Origin of the sequence: Ningiella algicola (genome assembly GCF_028401415.2) — a bacterium.
Taxonomy (GTDB): domain Bacteria; phylum Pseudomonadota; class Gammaproteobacteria; order Enterobacterales; family Alteromonadaceae; genus Glaciecola.
The window spans coordinates 3,150,354-3,168,844 of record NZ_CP171821.2; the positions used below are offsets into that span (position 1 = coordinate 3,150,354).

18 protein-coding genes are annotated in these 18,491 nt (G+C 43.0%); 16 read left to right on the forward strand and 2 right to left on the reverse strand.

Annotated features, from left to right (window positions below; all coding sequences use genetic code 11):
- Positions 1-250: 250 nt before the first annotated feature.
- The 9 genes from PN836_RS13645 (at position 251) to PN836_RS13685 (ending at position 8,228) form a co-directional block, all read left to right on the forward strand.
- The gene (locus tag PN836_RS13645; RefSeq protein ID WP_395339156.1) at positions 251-1,255 is read left to right on the forward strand and encodes a LacI family DNA-binding transcriptional regulator; all 1,005 of its coding nucleotides are present in this window, start codon (positions 251-253) and stop codon (positions 1,253-1,255) included.
- 189 nt (positions 1,256-1,444) lie between these two features.
- Positions 1,445-2,608: an MFS transporter gene (locus PN836_RS13650; RefSeq protein ID WP_395339158.1), complete on the forward strand. Its 1,164-nt coding sequence runs from the start codon at positions 1,445-1,447 to the stop codon at positions 2,606-2,608.
- Positions 2,605-3,696: an ROK family protein gene (locus PN836_RS13655; protein ID WP_395339160.1), complete on the forward strand. Its 1,092-nt coding sequence runs from the start codon at positions 2,605-2,607 to the stop codon at positions 3,694-3,696. Before PN836_RS13650 ends, PN836_RS13655 begins: the two co-directional genes overlap by 4 nt.
- Positions 3,697-3,698: 2 nt before the next feature.
- A complete protein-coding gene (locus tag PN836_RS13660) occupies positions 3,699-4,682 on the forward strand; it encodes a type I phosphomannose isomerase catalytic subunit (protein ID WP_395339162.1) in 984 nt (327 codons plus the stop codon).
- 253 nt (positions 4,683-4,935) lie between these two features.
- The gene (locus PN836_RS13665) at positions 4,936-5,112 is read left to right on the forward strand and encodes a DUF1328 family protein (RefSeq protein WP_395339163.1); all 177 of its coding nucleotides are present in this window, start codon (positions 4,936-4,938) and stop codon (positions 5,110-5,112) included.
- Between the two features lie 47 nt (positions 5,113-5,159).
- Positions 5,160-5,357 carry a hypothetical protein gene (locus PN836_RS13670; protein WP_395339165.1) on the forward strand — a complete coding sequence of 66 codons (198 nt, stop codon included), beginning with the start codon at positions 5,160-5,162 and terminating at the stop codon, positions 5,355-5,357.
- 69 nt (positions 5,358-5,426) lie between these two features.
- Positions 5,427-6,407, forward strand: coding sequence for a mechanosensitive ion channel family protein (locus PN836_RS13675; RefSeq protein ID WP_395339167.1), 981 nt, complete (start codon positions 5,427-5,429; stop codon positions 6,405-6,407).
- A 67-nt stretch (positions 6,408-6,474) separates the two neighbouring features.
- A complete protein-coding gene (locus tag PN836_RS13680) occupies positions 6,475-6,852 on the forward strand; it encodes a hypothetical protein (RefSeq protein ID WP_395339168.1) in 378 nt (125 codons plus the stop codon).
- A 2-nt stretch (positions 6,853-6,854) separates the two neighbouring features.
- Positions 6,855-8,228, forward strand: a complete 1,374-nt coding sequence (locus PN836_RS13685; RefSeq protein WP_395339170.1) for a DUF2254 domain-containing protein — start codon at positions 6,855-6,857, stop codon at positions 8,226-8,228.
- Here PN836_RS13685 and PN836_RS13690 read toward each other — a convergent pair.
- Positions 8,192-8,623, reverse strand: coding sequence for a DUF2177 family protein (locus tag PN836_RS13690; protein ID WP_395339172.1), 432 nt, complete (start codon positions 8,621-8,623; stop codon positions 8,192-8,194). The genes PN836_RS13685 and PN836_RS13690 overlap by 37 nt on opposite strands.
- A gap of 250 nt (positions 8,624-8,873) precedes the next feature.
- Here PN836_RS13690 and PN836_RS13695 point away from each other — a divergent pair, with 250 nt between their 5' ends.
- The 7 genes from PN836_RS13695 to PN836_RS13725 all read left to right on the forward strand — a co-directional run bounded on the left by PN836_RS13695 (position 8,874) and on the right by PN836_RS13725 (position 16,287).
- Positions 8,874-10,262, forward strand: a complete 1,389-nt coding sequence (locus PN836_RS13695) for a sigma-54-dependent transcriptional regulator (RefSeq protein ID WP_395339174.1) — start codon at positions 8,874-8,876, stop codon at positions 10,260-10,262.
- Positions 10,263-10,344: 82 nt separating this feature from the next.
- Positions 10,345-10,545, forward strand: coding sequence for a histidine kinase (locus PN836_RS13700; protein ID WP_395339176.1), 201 nt, complete (start codon positions 10,345-10,347; stop codon positions 10,543-10,545).
- Between the two features lie 12 nt (positions 10,546-10,557).
- The gene (locus tag PN836_RS13705; RefSeq protein WP_395339178.1) at positions 10,558-12,051 is read left to right on the forward strand and encodes a sensor histidine kinase; all 1,494 of its coding nucleotides are present in this window, start codon (positions 10,558-10,560) and stop codon (positions 12,049-12,051) included.
- Positions 12,052-12,102: 51 nt separating this feature from the next.
- Positions 12,103-14,061: a response regulator gene (locus PN836_RS13710; RefSeq protein WP_395339180.1), complete on the forward strand. Its 1,959-nt coding sequence runs from the start codon at positions 12,103-12,105 to the stop codon at positions 14,059-14,061.
- A 255-nt stretch (positions 14,062-14,316) separates the two neighbouring features.
- Positions 14,317-15,654 (forward strand): Glu/Leu/Phe/Val dehydrogenase dimerization domain-containing protein, encoded by a 1,338-nt coding sequence (locus tag PN836_RS13715; protein WP_395339182.1) that lies wholly within the window; start codon positions 14,317-14,319, stop codon positions 15,652-15,654.
- A gap of 28 nt (positions 15,655-15,682) precedes the next feature.
- On the forward strand, positions 15,683-16,111 hold the full coding sequence (locus tag PN836_RS13720; RefSeq protein ID WP_395339184.1) for a hemerythrin domain-containing protein: 429 nt from the start codon (positions 15,683-15,685) through the stop codon (positions 16,109-16,111).
- Positions 16,112-16,128: 17 nt separating this feature from the next.
- On the forward strand, positions 16,129-16,287 hold the full coding sequence (locus PN836_RS13725; RefSeq protein ID WP_395339185.1) for a YqaE/Pmp3 family membrane protein: 159 nt from the start codon (positions 16,129-16,131) through the stop codon (positions 16,285-16,287).
- A 110-nt stretch (positions 16,288-16,397) separates the two neighbouring features.
- Here PN836_RS13725 and PN836_RS13730 read toward each other — a convergent pair whose 3' ends face one another.
- Complete coding sequence (locus PN836_RS13730) at positions 16,398-18,188, reverse strand: cation:proton antiporter (protein ID WP_395339187.1); 1,791 nt, start codon at positions 18,186-18,188, stop codon at positions 16,398-16,400.
- Positions 18,189-18,491: the final 303 nt, after the last annotated feature.

Below are 18,491 nucleotides of genomic sequence, written 5' to 3' on the forward strand. Positions count from 1 at the left end.
AAAAATAACAATATTTCTGAACAGGCCGATCATAATTAGCCTTGCAGAGCGCGGTTAAACGTCTGAAATGACGGTAATAACTAAGGTTTTTCTTTATCATGTCGTCTATTGCGTCGACTCGAGAGTGATTAACGACTGGCGCTCTCGCTCGGCCAGCCAGAGCAATGAAACTCTCTATTGGAGTAAAAATCTTGTTATCGTTTTCAACTTTTGTTACAACCTTGTCTTATACTCTCTATCAGACGCATTAATGAGCAATATAAAGAAAGTGAGCGAGCTAGCTGGCGTATCCACAGCAACAGTGACTCGTACGCTAAAATCGCCCGAATTAGTAAAACCGAAAACACGTGAAAAGGTGTTGCGCGCGGTGCGCGAGTCGGGATACCGACCAAATGCTATGGCTACGGTGTTCAAACGCGGTCGGGCAAACTCTATCGTTGTTTTAGTCCCCAAGCTGGTGAATCCCTTCTTTATGAATGTGATTGAGGGCGTGCAAACTGGCGCAAAAAAACATGGTTACACGGTATTGCTTGGTGACACGAAGGGTAAAAGCGAATTAGAAAATCAATATGCAAGCATGGTGCTAAATGGCCGCGCTGACGGTCTTATTCAATTAGACTATACCTTTCCATTCTCTAAAGACGATACGGAGCTGGGCCAAAACGCTGCGATTGTCAGTGTGTGTGACCGAATTGGCGGTTACAAATTCCCTTTTGTTGAGCTGGATAACTTCGGCGCAGCCCGTGCATTGACTCACTATCTAATAGAGTTAGAACATACGCGAATCGGCATCATTTCCGGTCAACGCGCGTCACAAATATACTTCGACCGCTTTAGCGGGATAGCGAGAGCTTTGGCCGAAGATAACATCGTGTTTGAAGATGAGCTAATGGTGGGTGATCACGCTTCCTTTGAGAACGGCCGTGAGGGAATAAAAACGCTAATGGCGCTAGATTCTCCGCCGACTGCTGTCATTTGTTTTAGCGACGACATTGCTATTGGTGCGATGTTTGGCGCAAAAGAACTTGGCTTGTCTATCCCGAAAGACATCTCCATTACCGGATTTGACGATAACCCGGTGTCTCAATATTTTGATCCATCGCTTACAACCATAAAGCAACCTGCTGCTGAGATGGGTGAGCGTGCGGTTAATATGCTTATCCAAATCATTGATGGTAACCCCCCTACTCGGCTCAGAGAAGTATTACCATTTGAACTTGTAATCAGAGACAGCACGGGTCCTGCGGCCCATTAGATCGGCGCGTAATCACGCTTGGTAATTACTTAGCAGCACATTTGCATCAATTTTTATGTTGACTAAATGTTAAATCTTGACTATTTTGCACTTAATGTTAACGATAACATTTTAATATGCAGATGTATTATTAAGGCAAAAATTCGCCTATATATCGCCGTTTAGTCGTACCGAGGATATGAAAACAAGATGCAAAAACACACTTCTTACCCCATTTTTCTTGCATTTTTGTGCATGGGCTTCGGTGACGTGGTTGGGCCACTAACGAGCCAGCTTCAAAATGACTACCAGCTTTCCAATCTGGCGGCAGGTTTGGTTACATTTATGGGCTTCATTATGTTTGGTCTGCTGTCGGTGCCTATGAGTATTTACCAAGCCCGTACGAGCAAAAAGCATGTTTTGCAGCTAGGTTTGCTCGCTGCGTTATTGGGAATGATCATCCCTATGGTATCCGGATTTAATTCTTTCGCGCTTGTATTAACAGGCTTGTTGCTTCTTGGCACAGGCGCGACGCTTTTGCAAGTTGCGGGTAATCCGATAATGCGCGATATATCAACAGAGGGTCGCTACTCAAGCAATCTATCATTTGGCCAATTTATCAAAGCGATTGGTTCTTTGTCAGGCGCATTAATTCCGATTTTGGCAGCCAAAATGTTTGGATTAGACTGGAAAATCCTGTTTCCGATTTACAGTGCGTTTATTCTACTCGTCGTTGTGTACTTATATTTCACGCACATCGAGGAACAAGCCCCACCCGCAGACGAAAAACCGGCCAGTTTCTCATCATGTTTGAGTTTGTTAAAAGACTCGCGGGTCGCACCCATGGTGTTTGGCATTTTTTTATACGTTGGAGCAGAAGTGTCCATGAGTTCAAAGCTGCCCAATTATTTGCAGACAGCTTTTGATTTTGACATCAAGCAAACGGGACTGTTTGGCACGCTATTTTTCTTTTTTTCCTTGATGGTAGGACGTTTCTTAGGCGGTTTTATTTTGCGTACAATGGCGCCTCAGCGATTTCTACAGATCTCGATATTAGCCTCGCTGGCAGGCACGCTGGGCTTGTTTGCTGCCCCTAACTATACGCTTGGATTCGCGTGTATTGGCCTTATTGGTTTAGGGTTTGCAAACGTGTTTCCGCTGATATTTTCTATCACCATCGACCGCATGCCTCACAAGAGCAATGAAATATCCGGTCTTATGGTAACCGCCATCATCGGCGGGGCTATCGTGCCAGTCTTATTCGGATGGGTGGCCGACACTTTTGGTTTGCTAAGCGGCTTTGTTGTGACCATCATAAGCTTTGTCTATTTGTTTATGATTGCCATTAAGCGCGAAAAGAAGGAAGCGGTATGAGCATTTTATTTGATAAACGCGTGGTAATGACCTTAGACGCGGGCGGCACTAATTTCGTGTTTAGTGCGATGCGTGGCGGCAGAGAAATTGTCGAGCCGATTGTGATAGATGCCAATGCTGACAATTTACAAAAGTGCTTAGATGGCATCACAAATGGCTTCAAGACGGTTAAAGACCATTTAAACGCCTCGCCAGACGCCATTAGTTTTGCATTTCCAGGCCCTTCAGATTATGAAAACGGCATCATTGGCGATTTGGGCAACTTACCTGGCTTTCGCGGCGGTATTCCACTTGGACCAATGCTCAATGATATTTTTCAAGTACCGGTGTTTATTAGAAACGACGGAGATCTCTTTGCTTTAGGGGAGGCGGTGGGTGGTGTATTGAGTGACATTAACAACGCCATGGAAATCAAAGGTGCAAGCAAGCGTTATCGCAACCTTGTGGGTATTACCCTAGGAACTGGGTTTGGTGCAGGTGTGGTGCACAAGGGTGAAGTGCTAAGCGGTGACAATAATCTTGCCGCAGAAATTTGGAATACTTCAAACGCCATTTCCAGTGAACGCAACATTGAAGATGGAGTCAGTACACGCGCCATTATCAATGAATTTGAACAGGCTGCTGGTGTAAAAGAAACGGGATTCATGCCGGCAGATATTCACCGTATAGCCATGACAGAAGACCATGCACAGCGCAACGCCGCCCAGTTTGCATTTGAGCGCTTCGGACTGCACTTGGGAGATGCAATTTGCAATTTGATCTCCTTGTTTGACAGTTCAGTGGTCATGGGCGGCGGCATCACTAACGCAGCTCCTCTATTTATGCCCAAAGTCATGGAAGTATTAAACGGGAGCTTTGAAAACGGACATAAAAGACTCATCCACACTGCCAGCTACCTTGATAGCAATGACGCTTTTGACGAGTTTCTTAAACACAGCTCGCGACAGGTCAAAGTGCCAGGTTCAGGACGACTGGTTGAATACCATGAGCAAATCAAGGTCTTCGTGGCCAAAAGTAAGTTGGGTTGCTCAAAAGCAGTTGCCATAGGCGCTTATGCATATGCTCTGAATCGACTGACGGAAAACTAACTATGTACCCTTTAGTATTCACCCCAATTTTGAAAGAAAAATTATGGGGCGGGAAGAACTTGCCAAAGTTTTACCGTGATATTGAGCACAACACAGATGCGCCAATTGGTGAAGCGTATTTAATTTCTGGTCTGGAGACAGATACCTCGGTTGTGCAAAATGGATTTTGGGCAGGCTTGAGCCTGAATCAACTAATACAGCAATACCAAGGTCAGTTCGTTGGGCAAAAAGTTTTTAAGCGTTTTTTCCATCGATTTCCGCTTCTAATCAAAATCATTGACGCGGCTGATGATTTGAGTCTCCAAGTGCATCCAAACGATGAAGTAGCCAAAAAGCACGGAGAGAAAAATGGTAAAACTGAGATGTGGTATGTGGCTGGAACGACACGCGAAAAGTCGTCAATTATCGCTGGATTCAAAGAGCCCATAACGCAATCTCAACTTTTTGAAACACTTTGTAATGGCGTCGTCAGTAAATACCTCCAAAAGATCCCCGTTCAAAAGGGAGACGTGTTTCAAATAGACGCGGGTAAGGTGCACTCGATTGGTGGTGGATGTCTAATGGCTGAAATACAACAAACGTCCGATCTCACTTACCGTATTCACGATTTCGACCGCAAAGACAGTAAGGGTGTTAAGCGTGCGCTTCATTTAGACGAAGCAAAAGATGCCATCAATTATGGCGATGCCAGCAGTGGGAAAGTTCAATATGAGCAGGACAGGCAAGGTGCACAGACCATTGTTGATTGTCCTTACTATACGAGTAATCTGCTTCATTGTTCTGATGCTTTATCGCGTGATTACAGGCGCTTAGATTCGTTTGTTGTTTTATTAGGTGTTGAAGGCATGTGTCACGTGCTTGCCAATGGAGCAAAGGTAGGTCTTGACAACTTAAACGCGGTGCTGATGCCAGCTAATGTCAATCAGCTCCAGATTAAGCCTTTAGGCAAAAGTTGTAAAGTGCTCGAAATATTCATCAGTGGATAACCATCTTATATTTTAAAAAAACGATGCACGGCAGCTGCGTATTTAACGATTTCTCCTTTTCATTCACAGCTTCACGCTCCTCATAAACATCCCACCAACATGTAATTTTGACTTTACACCTGTGTAAGAACTTCCAAGCATATTTCGTGAGTGTATATTTTTTGTATTAAAAACAATGGTTTATTTTCGGCACGATTTGCGCATTCGGATAAGTCGAACAAGCTGTTACTACATCTTAAATTAAGGAGTTCTCATGTTAGGTTGGGCAATTACATTTTTCATTATCGCGATCATCGCAGCTGTTTTTGGATTTGGCGGCATCGCTGGAGCAGCGACAGGGATAGCACAAATTTTATTCTTCGTTTTTGTGGTTTTATTAGTGCTTTCTTTAGTCGTCAATGCCCTGAAGGGCAAAAAGCCAAAGGTATAAGCAGTCATTTATAAACAATCATTTTTACAATTTCACGGGAGAGTATCATGAATACATTAATTAATAATTTAGCGAAACTATCAGCAGTAACTTTATTTGTGTTCACACTAGCTGCTTGCGGCGATAGTGACGCTGAAGACGCAGGTGAGGCAATTGACGAAGTTGTTACTGATGCAGGAAATGCAGTGGAAGATGCATGTGAAGATGTTAAAGAAACGGCTAATGCCGAAGATAAAGATTGCTAATTAAGCAGCGCCGAAGCTCCCCTAACGAGAGGGGAGCTTTCTGTTTCTAAAGCACCTTAGGAGTACGGTTTGGAGTTAGATGCACTCAACAATTTCTGGACGCTGATTTACGACAAAGTAAATTCTTGGGTTGAGTCGGGAATAAAGCTACTGCCAAATATGGTGGTTGCGTTAATCATTGCGATTGTATTTGCGATTATTGCACGGATTGCCGGACGCTTGATGTCGTCTGTGTTGCATAAAATGTTCGAATCCAAGCAAATTGCAGATTTACTTGCGGCGATTTTCAGAGTAATCGTATTTATTGCCGGTATTTTTATTGCGCTTGAGTTCTTGGGCCTTACGGGGACGGTCACATCACTGCTAGCAGGTGCAGGTATTGTAGGTTTGGCAATTGGATTTGCCTTCCAAGACATGACAGAAAACTTAATTGCGGGCATCGCTATGGGGATACGCAAGCCGTTTCAAATTGATGATGTGATTGAAGCTGAGGGGGTATTTGGCACCGTCAAAGCGATTAACTTGCGCAATACGCTAGTTGAAACCTTCTTTGGACAACTTGAAGTTATTCCAAATAAAATTCTATTTCGCAACATCGTAACCAACTATACCCACGAAGGTTATCGCCGCATCGAGATTCCCGTAGGTATTTCTTATGCAGACGACATTGATGAAGCAGCGCATCTCATCGAATCAAAGCTTAAGGAACAAGACTGGATCATCAACAAAGACGACGTCAATGTGTTCGCGGAAGGCTTTGGCGACAGTAGTGTCAACCTTCTAGTTTGGTTTTGGATAGATTATCCAGGGGAGCCTGGCTACATGCTAGCGAGGCACAGAGGGGTGTCGCTTGTCCACAAAACACTTGCAGAAAATAACATCCTTATCCCATTCCCAATTCGCACTTTAGATTTTGGGATTAAAGGCGGTGAAAAGCTAAATGCAATGTTGCAAGAACAACAGAAAACCTCAGCAAATCAATATGACTGTGAGCACTCTCGCGAGAAACGCGATTCTGTAGATAGGTCAAATCGTGACAAAAGTCAGTAAATTGCGCTACCGGTAGTTAGAGTATTGTCAATTTCAATTAATTAAATAGTGTTCAAGGAGATTAAAAATGACGAACAAAAGTATTCGCAGTAATATCACTAACAAAATAGCCGCCTTAGTGGCAATGTCGCTATTTCTATGCACAAGCGCATATGCCGCGCCACAAGTGGATGAAAATACGTCTGACGCGACTTTATTAAAGGGTAAAGATTTAAGCGTTATGTTTGAAGCGCCCACGCCTATCGCGCGCATGACTTTCACTGTAGAAGGAGTGAGCTCACCTGTCGAAGTTACGTATAAAGACAATACCGCGTTATTACATGTAAGTGCCTTGAGTGACGAAGAGCGGATGAAGGTAAAGTCTGCGTACCGCGCTTTTTCGGGCTCAGATGCAGTAATTGTATTTAATGGCACTAAAGATGAGCCTAACCATGATCAACGATAATCATGTCTAAAAATTGGAGTAAAGTGCTAAAACGCGCGGCTCCATCTAATGTATTTTTAGTTTTGGCTAAGCGCCTGATGGTGCTTAGCCGTAGTTTTTGGGCATTACCAACCTTTTTGATTATCATATCCAGCGCGTTAGTACTTTTTCTTGTACAACTTGACCAAGACTTACAGTACTCCAATCACTCACTGCTTGTCCTTTTAAATGACTTACAGCCTAACGCGGCCTTAAGTCTTATGCAGGTAGTGGCAGGTTCAATCATCACTATCACCAGTATTGCTTTCTCAATGACTTTAGTTGTACTGACTATGGCGTCGCAGCAGTTTGGTCCACGCCTAATTGGTAATTTCATTGAAGATAGAAGAACGCAGTGGGTTTTGGGCATACTAACCGCTACCTTTGTGTATTGCCTGCTTGCAATGCGGGCGGTTAACACTCAAATGGGCGAGGCTTTTATGCCGGGCTTAACTGTATCGATGGGTTTGGTGCTTGCGATAGTCTGTGTTTTCACGCTTATCTATTTCATTCATCATGTCGCGATATCTATTCAGGCAGACAATGTTATTAAAAAGGTATCGCAGCAACTGGGCACTGATTTTGAGACTTTGATCACCCAAAACTGCAACAAGTTCAATCAGGGTATCCATTTATTCGAGCCCGATAAATGCGCCTATAATCAAGAGGTGACGAGTGAGTATGCAGGCTATATCCAAGGCATCAACTATGAAGGAATGGCTGCCTACGCGAAAGACTTAAGTGGCGTTATCCAACTTCAGGTGCGCACAGGACATCATGTTTTATGTGGTATTGCCTTGGCCAAAATCCATAGCGATGTTCAACTCTCGTCGAGCGAAATTGATTTGCAGCGCTTTTTCATTATGGGCCATGAACGAACGCCCATGCAAGATCCAGAGTTTAGAATCAATCAACTTGTGGAGATGGCTTTACGTGCATTATCACCAGGGATAAACGACCCTTACACGGCTATTCATTGCATCGACAGTCTTGCGCTTCGTCTAAGTCAATTATCAAATATGGATTTATCACAAGCCTTAGTGCTAGATGAAGAGGATCATCTGCGTGTAATTACACGTCAGCCCACCTTTGCTGGCTTATTAAATTGTGCATTTGACCAGATACGTCAACATGCCCTTGATCATGTTGCCGTTGTGGTGCGTTTATTGGAAGTTTTTGCGCAATTGTTGGAATTATCAAAAAAACAGAGCGCGAATCATGAGGCGATAATGGCGCAAGTTCAGCTTATAGAAACCGCGTGCGCCAATCTAAATATGTCCGAAAGTGAGCGACAGGCTGTTAGCTGTCGCTTGAATGCATGTTACGAATCACAGTCTGAGGCAATGAAACGGGAATGAATAATTGAAGCAAGATAGCCAATAATGGCTGACATTGTCGTCACGCATGTGCCCCACGCCCAGTCTTTGAACGTTATGCCCAAAGGCCAGTCGGCGATAATTGCGTAGTTTGTCAGGTTATAAGCGCCGTAACTTGCTACACCAAGCACAAAAGCGTTTAGGCCTACGCTGATAATGTTGGGCTTCGCACCATTGAAAATTGTTAAGCGAAGTATACAAGCACTGTAAATAAGATAAAAAGCGGCCCAAGGCCAGATTGGATAAATATTGCGCATCATATCGCCAATGCTGGAGGTGTAATCTGACTTAGCGACAATGCCCAGCCATATAAAGTCAGCGATAAGGTAAGTAATTAAGATCGCCAGATAGGGTATAAGATATCGTTTAACCTGCATGTAACATTCCTATATGTATGTGTTGATTGATTTCTTACAGTTGACAGCGTTCAGCGGGTAAACTGAACCTACTGCGACTAAGAGCAGATATTGAGCCATCTATAGGTTTCTTCGTATCTAGCTGTTCTTTATAAAAAAATTCGGTATTTGATTCGAATGCATTAGACAATGTGTGTAAGTTTTACATACCCAACTATAGAAGGTACGCCGTATGTGTGCCGCCGACAATGTGCCTAAATGAGGAATATGAGTGAAATCTATTTTACTAATTGATGATGACACTGAATTTACCCAAGTGTTTAGTAACATCATTGAGCATCTTGGTCACCACGTATCGATATCTGATTCGGTCAAAGACGCAAAGGATTGGTTAAGCCTGAATGAGTTTGACCATCTTCTTATTGACTTTATGCTGCCGGATGGCAGTGGCCTGCATGTATATGAGCATCTCCAAAAAATTAAGAAAATGCCTAAGGTAACCTTTATAACAGGTAATCCGGATATTAAAAATGCGATTTCGCACATTGCAGGCCCCTCAGTGAATTATTTAATGAAGCCTATTCAACGCGAAGATATTGAAGCTGTTCTAAATCCAAAACGGGCAATGTCAAACCACTTATCAAGAAGCGATGCAAATTCACGATTGGCAGAAAAAGCTAATAATGTAAAATATGCGCCAAAAATCCAGAATGAAGTGCAGTCTCATTTTGAATGCTTAATTGGCGAGTCTGACGCAATGAAGAAGCTTTATGTAATGATTGAGCGAGTGGCTCGCTCAGACGCCAACGTCATGCTTATGGGGGAGAGCGGCGTAGGTAAAGAATTAGTAGCACAAGCCATACATAATGCAAGCTCTCCGCCGGGAGACCTCATTGCAACAAACTGTGGCGGGTTTTCAAAAGAACTAATTGGTAGCGAACTATTTGGGCACGAAAAAGGTGCATTTACCGGCGCATCAATGCAAAAACCTGGCGTGTTCGAACGCGCACATAAAGGCACTTTATTTTTGGATGAAGTGACCGAAATGCCGCTTGATATGCAGCCTAATTTATTACGTGTACTCGAAACTAAGCGCGTTGCGCGTGTCGGCGGAACGCGTGAGTTCCCTATTGAATGCCGAGTCATCAGCGCGACGAATCGCACTATTGAACAGATTGCGCAGGAAAACATTTTGCGCGAAGACATCTATTTTCGTTTAGCTGTCTTTCCGATTACGATCCCAAGCTTGAGAGAGCGCAAAGAAGACATTCCTTTATTGAGTCGAGCTTTTTTACAGCAGCTCAATCAAGAACATGGTGAAACATTTTCATTTAGTGATGCTCAAATTAATCAACTCGAACAACACGACTGGCCGGGTAATGTGAGAGAGTTGCGTCATGCAATTCACCGAGCTTTTATTATGAGTGACCCGGGGGGTAAGAAGGTCGAACTGCCTAAGCATTTTGATTCACCTTTTTCACAAAAAAATCAGAATATGGGCACGGCGAGCGTGGGTAAAACAATCGATGAGATTGAACGCGAGCTTATATATGCCACGCTTGCGAAGGTTGACAACAACAAAACCTCTGCGGCTGAGATGCTTGGAATTAGTACAAAAACACTATACAACCGTCTTCACGCTTATGGGGATGAACTTTAACGTTCATTCTATGCCAAACGGGCCTCGAGAATGATTAAAAATGCACACACGAATCTAATTAGAGAGAATCAGAGGAGCAAGCATGGCTAATATGGATAAATTTGCGCAGCAAATACATGACGCTCGCCGTCCTCTCAATAATATTTCCATGCAGGCAGAACTTATTAAGATGCTTGCAGAATCGAATGAGCAAGCGACTGATATACTCGCCGCAGCTGATAAAATCATTCAGTATTGTCAGCAATGTAGTGAGCAACTGCAAACGATGCAAAAACATCGATAGAGGCTTTAACAGATGTCGAATGTAAAAAGCACCTCTATGCATACTTGGTCAATTATCTGTATCTTGTTCATAATTCTAATTGGAGCAAATACCTATATATCCAGTAGTACTGTAAATGAGCTGCGAGCCTTGCAGCAAGATGTGCGCAACACGGGAGACATACGAGCAGTCTTAAGTAGACTCTATATTGACTTTTTAACCGTTGAAACGAGAGAAAATGGCTACCTGTTAGAAATGAGTCAAGGCGCATTGCGGGAATTTAACAGCGCATTGGATAAAGCGCAGAACAGTTTAAAAAAGCTCACAGACATTCAGTCAGACTTAAATAACCAAAAAATACTCATTGACCAAGTTGCAAAGTTGATAAACAACGAGCTTAATGCCTTGCAAGGGTCTATTGATAAAGCACAAGCGTCTGAGCAGCAAGATGACGAAATGGGAAAGAACTTGCTTGGACGACTGCCTAATCAACATCAGCGTTACGCGAAAATTCGAGAGCTGTTTGAAACAATAAGTGCAAACGAAGAAGCCTATAGAACCCAATTATCTACTGAACTTCAAAAGGTTGTGGCTGAATCACGAACGACGCTTATCATCTCCCTAATTACTAGCATTTTACTAGTTGTCGGAATTTTCTTTTTAGCGCGCATGAACATTCAATTTCAACGCAAACGAGAGCGAGAAATTGAAGAGCAGAACGCCGATTTATTTTTTGCTGTGGAGGAACGTACTCGCGAGCTATCTATTTATTCAGAAGAGCTCAAGCGCAGTAACAGAGAATTAGAAGATTTTGCGTTTGTAGCATCACACGACTTGCAAGAGCCACTTCGAAAGATTCAAACCTTTGGTGACCGACTGCAAACCCAATTTAAGGAACAGTTAGGGGATAAAGGGAGTGATTATCTTAAGCGTATGCAAAAAGCGGCAATACGCATGAGCAAACTCATCAATGATTTATTAGAGTTTTCGCGCGTGAGCAGTCGTGGAAAGGCATTTACCAAAACCGACTTGAATTCGATCGTAAAAGATTGCCAGGAAGATTTAAGTCTCGTCATTGAGGAAAAACAGGCAAAGCTTGACTACGAATGCCTACCTGAAGTTGATGCAGACCCACTGCAGATGCAACAGCTTTTTTACAATCTGGTAGCCAACGCACTTAAGTTTTCGCATGCTGAGCGAAACCCAATTATCGAAATTACGGTAAAAGCGGGTGCCCAGCCCGCAGATATTAATCAGCGAAATTTAGAAAATTGGGTACGAATTATTGTCAAAGATAACGGTATTGGTTTCGAGCAAAATTATGCTGACAAAATATTTGCCCCCTTTCAGCGCTTACATTCTCGCAATGAGTATGAAGGCACCGGTATTGGCCTATCAGTATGTCGGCGTATTGTTGAGCGGCATAACGGACGAATTACTGCGCAAAGTGAGGCCGGCGAGGGGAGCGAGTTCATCATTGACTTGCCTTGCTCAAATCAACTGCTCAGCATTGGAGATAAGGCATGACGACGGTATGTAAAATGCTTAACGGGATGGTGTTTTCGTGGGTATCAAGCCATGCATGAGCAGAAGCCTAGGCCGATAAAGCGTGTTTTACTTATCGAAGATGACGAAGATGACGTGCTTATTGCCTCAGACCGTCTACGCGAAATAGGCGGTGCGGATGTCGACGTCACAGTAAGTTTTGACAAATCACAAGCGGTATCCTATTTATGCTCCAACACTTTCGATTTATGTCTTCTGGATCATTTTCTTGGATCGTTTTCAGGCTTAGAGGTGCTAGACGCATTGGGGGATGAGTCTATTAAAACCCCAATCGTAATGTTAACGGGGCAAAACGATGAAGTGGTGGAGCGAAAAGCGATTAACAAAGGCGCGCAAGACTACATTATGAAAGCGGCTATTGAAACCGCTGAATTTGAAAAATCGGTGTTTTATGCGATATCGCGAAAGGAGTTAGAAATTTCGCGCATCACAAATGAGCGCATCCGTTCTGAAAATCAAGCTAAAGATAAGTTTATTGCCCATTTAAGCCACGAGCTTCGTACTCCGCTCACGTCAATCCTTGGCTATACCTCATTGCTACTCGAAAACGACATGGCCGCACCTTTACAAAAAGAGCTACAGATCATTGGCAATAACGGCAAACATTTGCTTAATTTGTTGAACGATGTGCTTGACTTATCGAAAATATCCGCGGGCAAATTTGAACTACAAAACCGAAAAACGGCCCTTCATCAGCTGTTTGTTGAAGTGTATTCCTTGTCATCAGTGAATGCCTTAGACAAAGGTCTTGAGCTAATATGTCGCTCAAGCACTGAGATACCACATCATGTAATGCTAGATGAGATTCGCTTTAAGCAAGTGTTAATCAACTTGCTTGGCAATGCTATCAAATTTACCGACAGCGGAACGGTTTCCCTTTGTATATCTGAGACCTACTGTGAAAAGCCAGAGCTTTGTGTCGAAGTAAAAGACACTGGAATTGGCATGGAGCAGAGCCAAATCGACTCGATTTTCCAGCCCTTCAGACAAATCGAAGATGTGGCAAATAGGAAAGCGGGTGGTGCCGGTCTAGGATTATCTATAACGGCTGAAATCATTCATAGAATGGGCGGGCGAATAGATGTTGAGTCGTCGCTCGATAAGGGGTCAACATTTACCTTACTTATGCCGCTCGTTCGATGCCCCGACACAGACAGCTCGCATGTAAATATTAATTTGCTAGAGCCTAACGAAGTCATAAGCGCCAAAAAACGACTTCGTGGCAAAGTACTAATTGTTGATGATGTGTTTGAAATTCGTCAACTTGTAGGCCATTACGTTAAGCAAAGCGGTTGCAGCATTGAATTTGCTCGCAATGGGCAGTTAGCCGTTGAAGCGGTTGACGATGCTCATCAGCAAAATGTCCCATTTGATTTGGTGCTAATGGATTTACATATGCCTGTTATGACGGGAGTAGAAGCGATGACGCAAATAAAGCGCCACTTTCCTCATTTGCCTGTTATTGCAATGACTGCAGCGATACAAAAAGGTACAAAAACCACCACCGATGACGCGGGCTTTTCCGATTTGCTGGCTAAACCAATTGAACCAGATAGCTTGCTTACATCCTTAGCTAGATATTTAGGAATGTATTCAGAATCAGAAAAAACAGAGTCGCTTGAGCCCAAAGAGAGAGTCTGCCTAGTGGAGGATGATGAGGATACTGCAAGCATAATGAAGATTTTGCTGACTCGATTAGGCTATGACGTAAACCACGTATCTAATGGTCAAGCATGCATAAATTTTATTAAGCGAAACGAAGCAGAGATATTTTTGATTGATATGGGGTTACCAGATATGACTGGCGAGAGCCTACTTGATGCGGTTCGTGTTAGGGCTCAAAATGCGGTCATTCATATACTTAGCGGCTCTGAAATTGACGCAAAAACCCAGAAAAATTATGGCGTAACTAGCCATATGCTCAAGCCTGTGTCATTGGATACCCTAAAGCATCATTTAGAAATGAAGTAAGGCGGTGATTCGCGCCTCGCACGCTAATCGCTTGCTATTACCCACCCATGTAAAGTTTTCTCTCGTGCATGAATTTGTTGCGCTTTAGATCTTGGCGTAATTTCAAATCTCAAAATTTTTTATATTATAATCAGCAACTTATAAATACGTTTTTTGCTGGTATGTATCTTGATGCTGATGCGATATTGAATAACGATTTTGATTTATTTGCTCAACTTTAATGTAAGTAAATAATCAATTAGGAGGTGAGCAGCCTTGTCATTACTTGATGAAACAATTGATTGGTTAGAAAAGCAATCACATGGCCAGAATGAATATTTACAAAGCGCCCGCGATTTATGCCGCGACACAATTCCTATTGTTAACGCAAACGCTAGATATAAAGAGCATAACGTGCTCAGGCGAATCTTAATACCAAACAAAATTCACCATTTTAAGATTGAGTGGGAGGATGATAATCATAACTGCAGGGTCAACACGGGTTGGAGAGTACAGCACAATAACGCATTGGGGCCGTACAAAGGTGGAACGCGGTTTACTCCGAGTTGCTCAGAATCCGTTTTGAAATTTTTGGCGCTAGAACAAAGCTTCAAAAATTCGCTTACCGGTTTAAACTTGGGCGCAGGCAAAGGCGGCGCAAACGCAAACGTAAAGCAAATGTCTAAGTCTGAACTTAGGCGATTCAGCAAAGCTTACATGCAATCGCTTCACGCGTATATCGGCGATATGGTGGACGTGCCAGCAGGTGATATCAACGTTGGACCAGAACAGATTGCATGGATGTTTGGTGAATATTTAAAACAAACAAATTCTTATGAAGGTGCTTTGTCTGGAAAACCGGTAGATCTGGCTGGTAGTCAGCTTCGCAAGCAAGCAACCGGCTTTGGTGTTATATATTTTTTGCGTGAAGTATTACAAGAGCTTCAACAAGAACTCAGTGACACAAGTATAGCAATATCAGGGGCAGGAAATGTCGCGCTGCATACAGCACTAAAGGCAAGTCAGCTAGGTGCAAGCGTTAAAACGCTTTCGAGTAGCTCAGGTGCTTACATTGATGAATCGGGAATCAGTGAATCCGACATCAAGTGGCTAATCAATAATAAAGACAATCATTCAATGATTCTTAAAGATTTAGCTGAGCGTTCGTCGGGTACTTTTCTAGAAGATGAGCACCCGTGGAGTGTGAAGGTGGACGTTGTCATACCGTGCGCTACTCAAAATGAAATACACAAGGATTTGGCACAAACAATTTGTAAAAACGAAACTAAGGTAGTGATCGAAGGGGCAAACATGCCCTGTTCGAGTGGGGCTGGTGAAGTTTTTAAAGAATCAAATGTACTTTGGGTGCCAGGCAAAGCGGCGAATGCAGGCGGCGTTATCCTTTCAGGGTTTGAAATGCAGCAAAATGCGGCGCTCAGCTACAGGAATAAAGAGACATTAGACGAGCAATTACAAAGTGCAATAAGCAAGATCCACAAGCGCTGTATCGATGAAAGCAAAATACATGATGACAATAAAATCGATTATCAAAGGAGTGCTAACGTTGCTGCTTTTCGACGACTTGCAGACGCAGTCATTGCGCTGGGATATTAATTCCAATTTTAGACAATAGGAGTAAAGCATGAAAATTTTCGAAGCCTTAAGACAAGATCACGATAAACAACGGGCATTGATGAAGGCACTCGTTGAAACGTCTGGAGAATCGATATTGCGTGAAGAGTTTTACAAGCAACTTAAGAACGAGCTAAATAAACATTCAGTTGCTGAGGAACGTCATTTTTATTCACCTCTTATCCAGTATGACAACACCGTTGAGCTGTCTAGGCACGGCATTGCAGAGCATCACCAAATAGACAAACTTATAGAAAAGCTCGATGCGACTGATATGAGCTCATCAGCTTGGTTAACGTCAATGAAACAGCTCAAAGACAAGGTAGAACATCATTTGACGGAAGAAGAGACTGAATTCTTTAAGATTGCTGGTAAAGCACTTAACAGTGAGCAAAAAGAAAGCTTGGCAGATGAATACCTTGATGAAATGCAAAATTAATAAATTCGGAGAAAACAATGGATATTTTAAGAGTGATATTGTCAATTTTGTTGCCACCACTTGGCGTCTTCTTGCAAGTAGGTCTAAAAGGGCATTTTTGGCTTAATATCTTACTGACTATTTTAGGCTACCTGCCAGGCATTATCCACGCGGTCTGGATTATCGCAAGACGATAGAAGAATAAATCCCAATGTTTTTTATGAACACTCTGTGAAAAAGGCCAATACAATGATTAGTATTGGCCTTTTTGAGCGCTTACTATTGAATTGATGCAGTCAAAGTAAGCCTAGGTTTCATCGGTCAAAATTAAGCTGAGCACCTTGCAACCCGCTTGAATGTTGAGTGTATTATCAGCGGTAAACACGCCCACACTTTTGTCGTTGATATATAACAAGGGCACCAAATTATTTTTGTATTGCTGAACGTATTGCTCGAACGTAAACGTTTCGGTAATAGCCGTTGTCTTTAGTTGAGCACCTTTACTCATCGCGTTGGCCAGGTACGCATAAGTGACAAAGCTGTCAAAGAGGGTAAGCTTTTTTGCATATGCTTTTGAGACTTGATGACGTTCTGTTTCATCACTGTTGTTTTGTGCCAAACTCAAAACCGTCGCATCTTTGCCCAGTTGGTCTTCAAAATGAACCTGTATTAGTGGGTTAATTTGTCGATAAGGTGACAGTACTAATACACTTGCAACGCTTGATAAATCGAGCTCACGCTGAGCGTGTTCCGACATTGGGTTGCCAAAATAGGTGTCAGTATTTGCCATACGAGCTGCGCTAATTGTGTCCCAGTTTGTATCTGCAAGGATCACTGGTATTTCATTTTTTTTCAATTCTTGAGCTAGTTCTCGTGCAAATTGGCTGCCCCCGAATAGCAAAAAGCCGTTGGCGGCCGGTAGGCGTAAATTGAGCGCTTTCGCAATTTTAGCGGCAGTTAAGCTTTGCAGAACAACCGTGGAGATAATGATGATAAACACCATAGGTACCAACACATCTGCTTGAGGATAGTTTGTTGATTCTAGTTTAAGTGCAAACAAGGCACTGACCGCTGCCGCAACAATTCCGCGTGGGGCAATCCAGCTGAGTAATAGCTTTTCTTTAACTGTGATGTCTACCCCTACCCCAGAGATAAAAACCGACAAGGGGCGCGCAATGAAAATAACAATCAGGACAATCAGAACCGCACCCATGCCTACTGACATCACCGCATCTACGTTCATACGTGTTGCTAAGAGGATAAACAAACCTGAAATTAGCAGCACGCTTAAGGTTTCTTTGAAGTCTAGGATGTCTGACACATCCACATTTTTCATATTTGCGAGAATCATCCCTGCGACCGTTACTGTGAGTAAACCAGATTCGTGTGCAAGAAAGTTAGAGACAGCAAAGGCGGCTAAAATGACAGTTAGGACAGCAGTGTTTTGTAAATAGTGCGGGACTATGCTGTGCCGCAACGCTAAACCTAGCAGATATCCGCTTATCGCACCGAGTGCAAACCCCGATAGAAGCGTTTTTCCAAACGCGAAAATGGTGTGGGAGACAGCGTTTTGCTGGGTTAAGATAAATTCAAACACCAATACAGCAAAGAGCGCTCCCACCGGATCAATAATAATGCCTTCCCAACGCAAGATGTTGCCAATTTTAGCGGTGGGTCTGACGGTTCGCAGCATTGGAACAATAACGGTGGGGCCTGTTACGGTTACTATGGCTCCAAGTAAAGCAGCAAGCCCCAGCGGAATGTCAAGAATAAAGTACGCAGCAGGCGTCACTACAAGCCAGGTGACAAGTACGCCGACAGAGCAAAGATTCCTAACCATTTTGCCATGTCCGCTGATATCGTTAATTTTGAGCGTAAGAGCGCCTTCAAACAAAATGATTGCAACTGCAAGAGATACGATTGGAAAGAGTAAGTCGCCAAATAGATCGTCTGCCGTAAAGGTGTTTGTAATAGGCCCAAGTAATATACCCGCAAGCAGTAAAAATAAAATGGCCGGCAATCTGACTTTATGCGCGAGAAACTGGCAAGCTATGGACACAATTCCTACTAATACCAAGATAAGAGTGGGGTCTATCAATGAATTTCTCCTGTGATGCTTGCTCGACAGCATGCTTTTTTAAGGCAGTCCCAATTATTTATGAACATAGTTTGGACCTGCCTTTCAAGGAGAGAATGACCAGTGGGCAAGCTTTTTACACAACTACGAATTATTTTCACAGACTACTCGGATACTGGAGGCTAAGTGCAATATAACTGTCTGTTTTCATGAGACTTTGAGCAGTATGGTTCAATGGAATAGGTATTGCAAATATGAAATGAGTTTCCAATTGATTCAGCAAGTGTTGCATGCGCGGTATCGGTTGAAAACCTAATACAACTA

What these genes read in the sequence shown, in the direction of transcription:
- PN836_RS13670 (WP_395339165.1), top strand. Translation starts at nt 5,160, where the DNA reads ATGAATACATTAATTAATAATTTAGCGAAACTATCAGCAGTAACTTTA.
- PN836_RS13725 (WP_395339185.1), top strand. Translation starts at nt 16,129, where the DNA reads ATGGATATTTTAAGAGTGATATTGTCAATTTTGTTGCCACCACTTGGC.
- PN836_RS13710 (WP_395339180.1), top strand. Translation starts at nt 12,103, where the DNA reads ATGCATGAGCAGAAGCCTAGGCCGATAAAGCGTGTTTTACTTATCGAA.
- PN836_RS13700 (WP_395339176.1), top strand. Translation starts at nt 10,345, where the DNA reads ATGGCTAATATGGATAAATTTGCGCAGCAAATACATGACGCTCGCCGT.
- PN836_RS13680 (WP_395339168.1), top strand. Translation starts at nt 6,475, where the DNA reads ATGACGAACAAAAGTATTCGCAGTAATATCACTAACAAAATAGCCGCC.
- PN836_RS13685 (WP_395339170.1), top strand. Translation starts at nt 6,855, where the DNA reads ATGTCTAAAAATTGGAGTAAAGTGCTAAAACGCGCGGCTCCATCTAAT.
- PN836_RS13690 (WP_395339172.1), bottom strand. Translation starts at nt 8,623, where the DNA reads ATGCAGGTTAAACGATATCTTATACCCTATCTGGCGATCTTAATTACT.
- PN836_RS13720 (WP_395339184.1), top strand. Translation starts at nt 15,683, where the DNA reads ATGAAAATTTTCGAAGCCTTAAGACAAGATCACGATAAACAACGGGCA.
- PN836_RS13660 (WP_395339162.1), top strand. Translation starts at nt 3,699, where the DNA reads ATGTACCCTTTAGTATTCACCCCAATTTTGAAAGAAAAATTATGGGGC.
- PN836_RS13650 (WP_395339158.1), top strand. Translation starts at nt 1,445, where the DNA reads ATGCAAAAACACACTTCTTACCCCATTTTTCTTGCATTTTTGTGCATG.
- PN836_RS13655 (WP_395339160.1), top strand. Translation starts at nt 2,605, where the DNA reads ATGAGCATTTTATTTGATAAACGCGTGGTAATGACCTTAGACGCGGGC.
- PN836_RS13645 (WP_395339156.1), top strand. Translation starts at nt 251, where the DNA reads ATGAGCAATATAAAGAAAGTGAGCGAGCTAGCTGGCGTATCCACAGCA.
- PN836_RS13705 (WP_395339178.1), top strand. Translation starts at nt 10,558, where the DNA reads ATGTCGAATGTAAAAAGCACCTCTATGCATACTTGGTCAATTATCTGT.
- PN836_RS13665 (WP_395339163.1), top strand. Translation starts at nt 4,936, where the DNA reads ATGTTAGGTTGGGCAATTACATTTTTCATTATCGCGATCATCGCAGCT.